The 12,149-nt window shown below is 43.9% G+C and carries 12 protein-coding genes; all 12 read left to right on the top strand.

Going from position 1 to position 12,149, the window contains the following annotated elements; translation table 11 throughout:
- Positions 1-159: 159 nt before the first annotated feature.
- The 12 genes from NBH03_RS00940 (at position 160) to NBH03_RS00885 (ending at position 12,146) form a co-directional block, all read left to right on the top strand.
- Positions 160-672: an SLOG family protein gene (locus NBH03_RS00940; RefSeq protein ID WP_250795927.1), complete on the top strand. Its 513-nt coding sequence runs from the start codon at positions 160-162 to the stop codon at positions 670-672.
- An 18-nt stretch (positions 673-690) separates the two neighbouring features.
- Positions 691-1,881 (top strand): AI-2E family transporter, encoded by a 1,191-nt coding sequence (locus tag NBH03_RS00935; RefSeq protein ID WP_250795921.1) that lies wholly within the window; start codon positions 691-693, stop codon positions 1,879-1,881.
- 29 nt (positions 1,882-1,910) lie between these two features.
- Positions 1,911-2,483, top strand: a complete 573-nt coding sequence (locus NBH03_RS00930) for an HdeD family acid-resistance protein (protein WP_250795916.1) — start codon at positions 1,911-1,913, stop codon at positions 2,481-2,483.
- Complete coding sequence (locus tag NBH03_RS00925) at positions 2,480-3,382, top strand: LysR family transcriptional regulator (RefSeq protein ID WP_117526689.1); 903 nt, start codon at positions 2,480-2,482, stop codon at positions 3,380-3,382. The genes NBH03_RS00930 and NBH03_RS00925 overlap by 4 nt, the downstream gene beginning before the upstream one ends.
- Positions 3,383-3,628: 246 nt before the next feature.
- Positions 3,629-4,348: an AzlC family ABC transporter permease gene (locus NBH03_RS00920; protein ID WP_250795907.1), complete on the top strand. Its 720-nt coding sequence runs from the start codon at positions 3,629-3,631 to the stop codon at positions 4,346-4,348.
- Positions 4,338-4,643 carry an AzlD domain-containing protein gene (locus tag NBH03_RS00915; protein ID WP_250795902.1) on the top strand — a complete coding sequence of 102 codons (306 nt, stop codon included), beginning with the start codon at positions 4,338-4,340 and terminating at the stop codon, positions 4,641-4,643. Before NBH03_RS00920 ends, NBH03_RS00915 begins: the two co-directional genes overlap by 11 nt.
- A 110-nt stretch (positions 4,644-4,753) precedes the next feature.
- Complete coding sequence (locus tag NBH03_RS00910) at positions 4,754-6,520, top strand: glycoside hydrolase family 3 N-terminal domain-containing protein (RefSeq protein WP_250795894.1); 1,767 nt, start codon at positions 4,754-4,756, stop codon at positions 6,518-6,520.
- Positions 6,521-6,670: 150 nt separating this feature from the next.
- The gene (locus NBH03_RS00905; RefSeq protein ID WP_250795884.1) at positions 6,671-7,513 is read left to right on the top strand and encodes a hypothetical protein; all 843 of its coding nucleotides are present in this window, start codon (positions 6,671-6,673) and stop codon (positions 7,511-7,513) included.
- A 414-nt stretch (positions 7,514-7,927) separates the two neighbouring features.
- Positions 7,928-8,740, top strand: coding sequence for a class I SAM-dependent methyltransferase (locus tag NBH03_RS00900; RefSeq protein ID WP_221717643.1), 813 nt, complete (start codon positions 7,928-7,930; stop codon positions 8,738-8,740).
- A 27-nt stretch (positions 8,741-8,767) separates the two neighbouring features.
- The gene (gene nikB, locus NBH03_RS00895) at positions 8,768-9,703 is read left to right on the top strand and encodes a nickel ABC transporter permease (RefSeq protein WP_284703400.1); all 936 of its coding nucleotides are present in this window, start codon (positions 8,768-8,770) and stop codon (positions 9,701-9,703) included.
- Entirely contained in the window at positions 9,700-10,512 is an 813-nt protein-coding gene (locus NBH03_RS00890) for an ABC transporter permease (RefSeq protein ID WP_015513494.1), read from the top strand. Before nikB ends, NBH03_RS00890 begins: the two co-directional genes overlap by 4 nt.
- Before the next feature lie 50 nt (positions 10,513-10,562).
- Entirely contained in the window at positions 10,563-12,146 is a 1,584-nt protein-coding gene (locus tag NBH03_RS00885) for an ABC transporter substrate-binding protein (RefSeq protein ID WP_250795871.1), read from the top strand.
- The last annotated feature ends 3 nt before the right edge of the window (positions 12,147-12,149 follow it).

The following is a 12,149-nucleotide window of genomic DNA, read 5'->3' as shown; positions in this document are numbered from 1 at the left end:
ACAGAAGAACACCAGTGAAGGGTCATCTGATGATTATATATAACGTCGGATGGCTCTTTTTTTGCGTTTCCAGGGGTGGCGGTGAACAGTTTTCACTTTTTAGTATTGCGCATTTGCTTCGGGTAATATATACTGAACCAATGAAGAGAGGTTTTAGTTATGTCAAAAAGATGTGCTTTTTCGGGTCACAGGCCTTTTTATTTTCCATGGAAAGAGAATGAGTCTGATCCGGCCTGTATACATTTGAAAGCGGCCCTGGAAGCTGAAATCAACAAGGCTGTAGCGGACGGATTCTTTTATTTTATTGTCGGCGGCGCTGATGGTGTTGACACATGGGCCGCTGAGATTGTATTGGAGAAAAAGAAAACGAATCCGGAGATTAACTTGGAGCTTGCGAAGCCCTTTGCGGATTATAACAAACATTTGCAGAATGATTATGGTCGGAGACTTCGGGCCATTGAGGAAGCCGCGGATCGTGTGACGGCTGTATCAGATGGTGCGGATGAGGCAGCGGATTATATTTTGCGGGACTGCTATATGGTGGATGCCAGTGAGCGGATGATCATTGTCTATGACGATGACAGCAAAGGACCAAGCGGTACGAAGGATGCGCTGCTTTATGCGAGATCCAGCGGTGTGGAGATCCGTCAGATCCAATGGATGCATTTATAAGAAAGAAGAGGTAATTTGTTGAAAGAAGAATTTAAAAAATATCTGGCAATGATACTGGCCGTATTCTGTACAGCGGCATTGAGTATTCTGTTCTTCTTTATATTATTCAGAATGGATGCACTGCGAAGTCTGATCGGCAAGATATTGAATATACTGATGCCGTTTATATATGGTGCAGGCATTGCCTATGTTCTGAAGCCGCTGTGTAATACCTACGAGCGTTTTTTGAACAAACACTGGCATCCGAAGCGGCAGAAGCTGATCGGTACAGTGAGTGTGATCGGAAGTATTGTGACAGGTCTGGTGGTCATCTATGCAGTCCTGGCTATGCTGCTTCCGCAGTTGGCACTGAGTGTGGCAAGGATCGCACGGTCACTGCCGGAGATGATCGAGAGTATCAGTCATATGGTGGATCATCTGTTTGAAGGCAATGAAGTGATCCGGAATTATATTATGCAGTTGTCAGATGCAGGCACAGAGTCCCTTTCAGGATGGTTAAAGGAGAGTATTCTTCCGTATATGAATATGATCCTCACCGGTTTATCTGACAGTATGATCAATATGGCAGGAATTTTTATGGATCTGTTCATTGGTCTGGTGGTGGCTATTTATCTTTTGTATGGACGCAGAAAATTCAAAAAACAGGGCAAACTGTTGTTGTACAGTCTGTTTAAGGAGCGTTGGGCGGATAAGATTATTGAAGAGATACGTTTTGCGGACAGAGTCTTTTCGGGATTTATTGGCGGTAAGCTGCTGGATTCAGCTATTATCGGCGGTATCTGTTATATTGGAATGATGATCATGGGGCTGCCTTATGCGATCCTCATCAGTGTCATTGTCGGTGTGACGAATATCATTCCGTTTTTTGGACCATACATCGGCGCTATTCCATCGGCGATCATTTTGCTGACGGTTAGTCCAATGTCCTGTCTGATGTTTGTTATTTTTATTGTGATTTTGCAGCAGGTGGACGGCAATATCATCGGGCCGAAGATTCTTGGAAGCAGTACGGGATTATCTGGTATCTGGGTGCTTTTCTCTATTCTGCTTTTCGGTGGATTATTCGGTTTTGTCGGTATGATCATTGGCGTGCCTGTTTTTGCGGTTATTTATGATTTGATCAGGCAGCTGATCATCAGGGGCCTGGAGCTTCGAAGCAAGTCAAAGATGTTTGATGATTATCAGCAGGAATATCCGCGCAAAGAATAAAAGCAAAATATTGAGGAGTGATAAATGTGTTGAAGAACTGGAAAGTACAGGAGATTGGCGGTGCAGTGGCCCTGCTGATCTGCGGGCTTGTTTTATTGTTGATGCCGGAACTGACGCTGGTCACGATTGCCAATGTGATCGGTATTCTGGTGATCATGATTGGTGCGTTTTTCCTGATCGGTTATTTTCTGAGGAAGGAACTGGCAGCGGGCAATAATGATCTGATCAAAGGACTGGTGATTGTCTGCATCGGTATTTTTATTTGTGTGAAATCGGAACTTGTAGTTTCTGTTTTGCCCGTTGTTCTGGGAATCGGTGTTGTCCTCAGCGGTATTCTGAAACTGCAGCATGCTTTCGATCTGAAACGAATGGGATTTGATACATGGGTGCGGATCGGTCTGACATCAGCGGTGAATATTTTTATCGGTTTAATTGTCATACTGAATCCGTTTTCAACCGTGGCATGGCTGATGCGTCTTGTGGGCATCGGATTCCTTTTCAGCGGTGTGACAGACCTCATTACAACCATTTATGTTTCTAAAAAGGCATCTGAATATTATGTGGATGGTAAAGCTGAAGAGACGGATGAGGAAATAAAATGACACTGCAGCAGTTAAAATATGTCATTGCCATTGCCGAGAAAGGGAGCATTAATGAGGCGGCAAAGGTGCTGTATATTTCACAGCCCAGCCTGACCAATGCCATGCATGATCTGGAGAATGATCTGGGAATTCAGTTGTTTATCCGCAATAATAAAGGCATCCGTGTGACGAATAAAGGAGAAGAATTTCTCAGGTATGCAAGGCAGGTCATTGAGCAGGTTGTACTGCTTGAGGACAAGTACCTCAATAAGGAGCCGGAAAAGCAGTATTTTCATATATCTGCCCAACATTATAACTTTGCGGTCAGGGCATTTATTGATCTGGTGCAGGAATATGGGCCGGATGAGTATGATCTGGCACTTTCGGAGAAGAAGACATATGACATTATAGAGGATGTCAAAAATGGTCGAAGTGAGTTGGGAATCCTGTATCTGGCAGATTTCAACAAGAAGGTCATTATGCGGACTTTGAAGGAGTATAATCTGACTTTTACGGAGATGTATACAACGAAGCCCTACATTTTTATTTCAGCGAGACATCCCCTGGCAGATCGGGATCTGATCCGGATGGAGGATCTGGAACCTTATCCGTATATTTATTTTGAACAGGGCGAGAGCAATTCTTTTTATTTTGCGGAAGAGGTCCTCAGTACATTTCAGCATAAGAAGTCCATTCGTGTGACGGACAGGGCAACATGTTTTAACCTGATTCTCGGCCTGAACGGCTATACACCGAGTGCAGGTATTTATATTGAAGAATTGGGCGGCGGGGATCTGATCTGTAAGCCGTTGGCGTTGGATGAGACGATCCATATCGGGGCGATCGCAATGAAAGATTCGGTCCGGAGCGAGATCGGCCGTAAATACCTCGAATTTTTAAAAAAATATCTGATCGAATAGCGGCAGATGCTGTTGCCGTAATAATAGGAGCTTGCTATAGCTGATGACTATAGCAAGCTATATTTTTTGGGAATTATGCAAATTTTGGAAAATGGTTTAAAATAAATGTAGTATGTGATGAATTATTCACCGCCCGGACTGACGTTCCCTCAATACAGTTAATTTTTATTAACTTTGTCAGGCCGGGCTTTCTGTTACAAAACGGTGTAAAGATATCACGGAATTTTGGGAAAGAGGATTGCAGATATGAATTTGATGGCATTTAAGAGAGGACTGAGAGATGGCATTGCGATTGCAATTGGTTATTTCTCAGTCTCTTTTTCATTTGGACTGACAGCGGTTGCTTCGGGCATCAGCTGGTGGGAAGCCGTGTTGATCTCGCTGACGAACCTGACATCATCCGGACAGTTTGCGGGGATCGGGATTATAGCGGCATCGGGGTCCTATGTTGAAATGATGGTGACGGAACTGGTCATCAATATGCGGTATGCGCTGATGAGTATTTCTTTGTCACAGAAGCTGGATCCTACATTTAAGCGGTGGCAGCAGCTGATCCTGGGTCACTGCAATACGGACGAGATTTTTGCGGTGGCTATGAGCCGGAATAAGACTGTAACACCTGCGTATATGACTGGTCTGGCCGTTCTTCCGTATATCGGATGGACAGGCGGCACCCTTGTAGGGGCTATCTGCGGCAATATTTTGCCGACAACTCTCGGCAACGCATTGGGCATTATGATCTATGGCATGTTCCTGGCGATTATTATTCCTGCTATGCGGAAGGAACATCCGATTCTTGTGGTTGTATGTGTGGCGGTACTGCTGAGCTGCATCATCCATTTTGTGCCGGTATTTTCATTCATTACAGACGGATTTTCAATTATTATCTGTGCGGTGGCAGCATCCGCGGTAGGCGCACTGCTTTATCCGGTGTCAGAAGAAGAGGAGGCCGAACATGCAGCATAATTACTGGATTTATCTTTTTATCATGTTTGCGGTGACATATCTTGTACGTGTCCTGCCGCTGGTCGTTTTCAAGAAGAAGATCACCAATCGTTTTGTACGGTCGTTTCTGACCTATATTCCATATGCGGTGCTTGCAGCGATGACTTTCCCGGCTGTGTTTTTTGCAGTGGACTGTATTCCGGCAGCGGCAGCCGGTGTAGTGGCCGGTGTGATTGCGGCACTTGCGGGAGGCAGTTTGTTTACCGTTGCCATTTCTGCCAGCGCAGTGGTTTATGTCCTTTTGCTTATTATTTAGATCATATTCAAAAACAGCTGAATTTTATACTTTTTTGTAAAATTCAGCTGTTTTTCCTGTAATGATTATGGTATTATTTTCCTATGTACATTATGACAGGAGGGGAAAGAATGAAAAAGCTTGTTGCAGTGACAACAACTATTTTGATTATTCTGATTGCTGTACTGGGTGTATTCATGATCAAGGGGCATGGGTCTGACAGCAGTACGGCGAAATCGACACTATCGGATCTGAAAGAGAGTCTGTCTGATAAAGAAGATACAAAGGCAGCGGAGGCATCCAAAGACAGTGATGCGGACTGGGTGTATGATGGTGAGCTGCTTCGCATGAATAAGCAGATGAAGACCATTACATATGAAGGAAGAGATTTTAAGGTCAAGTTTACCAATCCGTTTTATGAAGAAGGCAGTGACAGCTACATCAGTGTCATTTTTTATGATAAGGCGCATGGATATCTGCTGAAGTCTCTGGGAGAAGGCACGGACAGTGCATTCTATGAAGCCTATAAAACTGAAGATGGCTGTGAGACATGGAATAAATGTACTGCGGATGTATGGTTTGACTTAAATGGCAGTAATCATTTGGAGATGATCAGTGAGAATGAGATCGTCTATGTATGTTCAGTGGTCAATGAGAATCTCGGTACCAATGAGACGACCATCAGCTACAGTGCAGACGGCGGTGATTCATGGCAGGCATTTAAGAGTAATTCCGGCGGTGACAGTGAAGCAATCAAGGCTATCATTGACAAGATGACACTGGAGCAGAAGGTGGCACAGTTATTTGTTGTTTCTCCGGAGACACTGACCGGTGTGGATTCTGTACAGTATGCGGGCGATATGACCTATCAGGCTTTACAGGATTATCCGGTGGGCGGTATTGTGTTTGCGAAGGATAATATTGATTCTTCAAGCCAGTTTGGTACGATGACAGATAATCTGCAGTCTTACAGTGAAGAGATATCCGGCCTTCCGCTTTTCCTGGCAGCAGCCGAAGAGGGCGGAAGCGCATCTGTTCTCGGCAATAATGACAATCTGGATGAATACTACGAGAACAGCTACAGTGATGACGGCAGTGACTATTCGTCATCATCAGCAAATTCGGTACATAGCGGTGCACCGTCCATGTCTGAAATCGGACGCAAGGATGACAGTACCAATGCCTATGAAGCAGGCAAGTCCATCGGCAGTCTGATGTCAGCATATGGATTGAATCTTGATCTGGCACCGGTTGCGGATGTTTTATCCGGCAACAGTACCGGCATCGGCAATCGTACATTTGGCACTGATGCCCAGACGGTTTCCGATATGGCACTGGAGGTTATAAGAGGTATCCAGGAGGAAGATGTGAATGCGGCTATGAAGTATTTCCCGGGATACGGTGCAGCATCTTCGAACATGTCCGGTTTTCCGGTGATCAACAGTTCACTGGATGAGCTGAAGAAGAAGGAATTCCTGCCGTACAGCAATGCCATTGCACAGGGAATGGATTTTGTTATGGTGGGACATATTTCTGTGCCGAATGTGACAGGTGATGATACACCGACTTCGTTGTCTGAGAAGATGATCAGCGAGGTCCTTCGCAAGGATCTTGGATTTAAGGGAATTGTTATGACAGATTATCTGAACGACAAGACCATTGTGAAGAACTACGGTGCAGCGGATGCAGCGGTGAAGGCTATTCAGGCCGGGGCTGATCTTCTGCTTGAACCGGATGATTTGGAGGCAGCCTACGAAGGCGTACTCAAGGCAGTTAAGAAAGGAGATATCACAGAGGATCGCCTGGATGAATCTATTTACCGAATTCTCAGAGTGAAGCTTTCCATGCAGGATGAATCCTCAGATACGACAGAGTCAGAGAGCGTCAGTGACTATTAGATACAGGGCAAAGTATAAACTTCTTCTAAAATAATGCCCGTATTCCTGTTAAAGACTTGACGTTTTCGGGAATCTGCTGTATATTCGATACACAGACAGGACAGATGGTTGGCTTTTCCATTTGTCTGTAAGATATATTAGGAGGAGTATATGAGAAGACATACCAGAATCATGTTATTTATGCTGCTGGTAATGCTCTTGGCTTTGACAGGGTGTGAGAAGATATATACCGGCAATGCAGATACGCAGACATCATCCGATTCAGAGAAATTGACAGAGACTGTACAGGAGACGGAGACAAATCCGGAAACTGTGCGTGAAAGTGTGGAATCAGATAAAGTCACAGAAGGCAGTACACAGAACAAGAAAGTGTTTGAGAGCAGCCTGGGTTACAGTGTGATTTATGATGACACCGTATTTGAATATAATCGCACAGGAGATTATGATGAAATTGGTCTGAGAGGACAGACATTTTCTTCAAAGCCGGTTTTCTTCGCGGCCATGAAGATCAAGAATGAAGACATCCAGACGGTGATGGACCAGATTTTCAACAATTCTGTACAGCAGACAACCATCGGAGTCAAGGCTTACAGTGCAGTTTGCCAGCCGACAACAGAAGAAGTGGATGGCGGCAAGAATCTTAAGTATCATAATCAGTATCTGGTGGAACTGGCCAATGGTGATGCATTGCTCTTTGAAGTCCAGTGGTTTGAAGAGAACAAGAATTTCAGAGAGACAGAAGCGACCGGAGAGAGTGAAGATACTGCAGAGACTGAGAACGTTCGGGAGACGGAAGAAACAGTCAAAGGTACAGAGGCAGCAGCTGAAAGCAGTAAAGAAGTTGTCGCTGAGAGTGCCAGCAAGAAACTGTCAGAGATGTTGGATTCTATTGAGATTGAGGTGTCGGTTAAAGGCGAGGAGCCTGCGGAGGCATTGGAGACGGTTCTGGAATCCGGGACAGAGACTCAGCAGACTGAAGAAACAGCGAAATAGCATAGATTTATGCATTTGATGTATAGCCAGAAGATATAAATGTATTGACACAGCATGTGATTTCCAGTAAAATATTTATATGAACTAGCGTATATGAAGTACGCATACGAATAATTATTTGGCGGATACGCCACACCGACGAAATGCGTAGCATTTTGGAGGTTAGCTTTGAACAGTTACCAGTATATTTATTTTAACAGATATATGCACAGGCAGTGTATGATAGTGGAGTATGAAGCTCCTGTCCTTTTGGACAGGAGCTTTTTACGTTTGTAAATACAACATTATTTAATTTGTAACTGTTCAGAGCCAAGCAAAATTTCAAAAAGCAGGTATAAAATGCGTAGCATTTTGGAGGTTAGCTCTGAACAGATACTTTAATTTTATGTAGAGGCGTAATTGAAGGGGAAGTCGATGAAGAAGGATGAATTATTAAAGAATATTGAAAAGTATTGGACAAATCGTGCAGAAGGCTATTCACAGGTGAATCTTGAAGAACTGGCAGGTGAAAAATGGCCGGTCTGGTTGTCGGTCATTGAAGAACATATGCCAAAAGTGGAAAGAAAAGGGATAAGAATTCTGGATATAGGAACAGGACCGGGTTTTTTTTCAATTATCTTATCAAGAGCCGGCTATCAGGTGACAGCTATTGATTATACAGAAGAAATGCTGAAAAAAGCAAAGAATAATGCCGGTATCCTGGCAGATAAAATCGAATGGTATCAGATGGATGCACAGGCGCTTCGGTTCGCTGATAATACATTTGATATGATTGTCAGCCGAAATGTAACATGGAATCTGGAACATCCGGATAGGGCATACTATGAATGGATGCGTGTTTTGAAGCCTGGCGGCGTTCTTTTGAATTTTGATGCCAATTGGTATCATCATTTATTTGATGAAGAGAAAAGAGCTGCATATGAGGCGGATCGCAATAAGGTCAGCAGTCTTGGAATGCATGATGATTATACGTGTACGGACATTGAAGCAATGGAGGCAATTGCACGTCAGGTGCCGCTTAGTCACATTCAGCGTCCGGAATGGGATCGTCAGATTCTTAAACAATTAAATGGTATACAGATACAGTTGGATGAAAAGGTGTGGCAGCGTGTCTGGTGTGAGGCTGAAAAAGTGAATAATGGTTCTACACCGATGTTTATGGTTGCGTGTACTAAAGCACCGGTACAGCAGACAGAGCGGCTGAGACTTCAGGCTGCGATGGTATAGATAGAGGAGAAAGGTTTTGGCAAATTTATGAAATTTTTGATAAAAAAGGCGGGAGGCTTTTGCCTGTTGATCATAGGCATTACATTTTTATCGTTTCTCCTGTCTTATCTGTCTCCGGGAGATCCGGCACAGATACTATTGAATAATCAGGGGGTAAAAGCCAGTGAGGAAGCGCTGCAGTCCACCCGGCATGAGCTGGGACTTGACCGACCGATGATTGTTCAGTATGGTGATTGGCTGATGGACTTATGCAAGGGTGATATGGGCACTTCTTATAAGTCCAATCGGCCGGTATTAAGTGAAATGACAGCAAAGATTCCGGGAACACTTATTCTGACAGTGACAGCACTTGGGGTTACAATGCTGCTTTCTATTCCTTTAGGTACTTGGTGTGCGTGGTATGCAGGCGGCAAAGCAGATCGCCTGATTCAGATGGTGACTTATCTATTTGCTTCGCTTCCGTCTTTTTTTCTGGCGCTTTTACTGATGTATTTTTTGTCTTTAAAGATAAAAATATTTCCGGTGATCGGAAGTCTTAGTCTGAAAGGACTTGTTATGCCGGTTTTGACGTTGGCATTGACCTTGTCAGCCTGGTATATACGTCAGGTGAGAGCCATTATCAGAAAAGAAATGCAGGGATCCTATATAGATGGCCTCAGGGCAAGAGGTATGTCTGAACGGCAGATTTTATTTGGACACGTACTGCGTAATTGCAGAGGCCCATTAGTGACTTTGATCGGGATATCTTTTGGCAGTATGCTTGGTGGTACAACAATTGTGGAAAGTATTTTTTCATGGCCGGGAGTCGGCAAATTGGCAGTAGATGCGATTACAGCCAGAGACTATCCGGTGATACAGAGTTATGTTGTCTGGATGGCAGTTATTTATCTGAGTATCAATTATCTGATTGAATTTCTGTATCCTTTGCTGGATCCGAGGACAGGCAGGAGGAGACAGAAATGAAAAAGAAAAAAATGATCAAGTTCAGACTGATAATTCTGATGGTACTTTGTGCAGGCCTTTTGCTGGGCGCATGGATCGTGCGGGGGCATTTGATTCATGAACCATTTCGTACCAATGTGCGTCAGGCTTTTCAGGCACCCTGCAGAGAGTATATCTTTGGGACAGATAATCTGGGAAGGTGTGTTGCCTGCAGAATTCTTTATGGCGCAGCGACATCCCTTTATGCGGCTGTTCTTGCCGTTCTTGCTGTATTTATTATCGGAACGGCAGTTGGTGTTACAGCAGCATATGCCGGTGGTATTGTGGATCGGATATTAATGAAGATTACATTGGTTTTTCAGGCTTTTCCGAATTTTATTCTGGCAGTTGCAGTAGCCGGAATGCTGGGAACAGGCTTAAAAAACAGTGTGCTGGCGCTGGGGGCTGTTTATTGGATCACTTATGCAAAACTGTCCCGAAGCCTGGTTTTGTCAATCAGAGATTCTGAGTATATAAGGGCAGCAAAAATATGCGGTGCAGGACCGACGGCAATTATTTTTAAATATATACTGCCGAATATGGTTTCACCGCTTATTGTGACGGCTGCTCTGGATGTCAGCAGTTTTATACTGAGTATGGCCGGTTTATCGTTTCTTGGGCTGGGGCCGTCCAGACCAACAGCGGAGTGGGGAGCCACCATGAGCGAGGCGAAAACATTTATCCAACAGGCGCCATGGTGTATTGTATTTCCGGGGCTGGCGCTGTTGGTTACAGTTGTTATATTCAATTTATTGGGAGATGCACTTCGTGATGTGATTGATGAAGGGTAATAAAAGGGTAACATTTTAAATTTATATAAAAAAGAACAAGGAGTAATCAAATGAAAAAGAAATTATTAACGATTGCTGTGACAGCAGCAATGGTGTTTAGCCTTGTGGCCTGCGGCAGTAATGGTGGGAGCAATGAAACAAAGGCGGTGGAGACAAGTGCGTCAGAAACAGCAGCTGAGAGTGCTGTTTCTGAAGGTGATGGTGAGAAAACACTGAAAGCCGGTGCAACAACAGGATTTTTCGGCGCAGAGAGTCTGGATCCTGCGAACAACTGGGATGGATGGATTATGTCCATTTATGGTATTAGTGAGAACTTGTTCAGATTAGATGATAATCTGGCACCTCAGCCATGGCTGGTTGACAGCTATGAGAATACGGATGATACAACATGGGTATTCACCTTGAAGGATGGCATCACATTTTCCAATGGCAATGCCGTTACTGCAGAAGCTGTAAAGAAGTGTTTTGAAAGAACCTATAGCAATAATACCCGGGCGGCCAGTACACTGAAAATTGATTCCATGGAGGCTGACGGCCAGATATTGACGATTCATACACCAGAAGCGAATCCTACAATTTTGAATGATCTTTGTGATCCGATGTTTGGTGTTTATGACGCGGAAAGTGAGATTGATCCTGAACTTGGGGCATCATGTACAGGACCTTACGTGGCGACTGCTTTCACAGCTATGACAGAAGTAAAGATGGACAAAAACAGCAATTACTGGGGCGGAGAACCGGCAATTGATCATATTGAACTGAAAATTATGGATGATGTAGATGCGTTAAATATGGCACTTCAGAATGGAGAAATTGATATGATTGCACAGCTGCCGGCAGCAAGTGCTTCACTTTTCTCTGATACAGATACCTATACAATTGGTGCAGCAACATCAACAAGATCCCAGTTCCTTCAGTTCAATCTTGAATCAGAAGCATTGAAGGATGTGAATATTCGTAAAGCCATCAGTATGTGTATTGATCGTGAGGGCTATGCAGATGTTGTATTTGCAGGATATGCAAAACCATCCTATGGCATTTATCCGGATACATTGAGTTATGGCGGTACGGATGGCATTAATCTTTCTGTTGATAAGTACGATACAGAAGCAGCCAAAGCACTGGTAGAAGCTGCAGGTTACACACCGGAAAAACCTCTGGAATTAAAACTGGTTACATACAGCTACAACACAGGTTTACTGCAAATGACAGATATGCTGCAGCCGGAGCTGGAAGCAATTGGAATTAAGTTAAGTATTGAGACTTATGATGTACTGGATGATGTACTTCAGGACGGAAACTTTGATATTGCAGCTTTGAGTTATGCCCTTGCACCAACAGGTAATGCTCAGTATCTGATCAATATGTTGTTTGTATCAGATGGCACTGATAATTATGGCCATTACAGTAATTCAGATGTAGATGCGGATGCACAGAAACTGGAAACTACCTTTGATACATCTGAAAGAGATGCAATCGTCAAAGATCTGACTCAGAAAGTTGTAGATGATTGCCCGGATGCTTTTATTGCCAGCCAGCAGCTGCTTATTGTTTATAACAATAAAGTAACGGGTGTGGATGTGAATCCATCTGAGTATTATCTGATTACGAATACATTGGATATTGCGGAGTAAAAC

Origin of the sequence: Coprococcus intestinalis (assembly GCF_023656595.1) — a bacterium.
Lineage (GTDB): Bacteria > Bacillota > Clostridia > Lachnospirales > Lachnospiraceae > Coprococcus_A > Coprococcus_A intestinihominis.
This window is presented reverse-complemented; position numbering and strand designations above follow the sequence as displayed.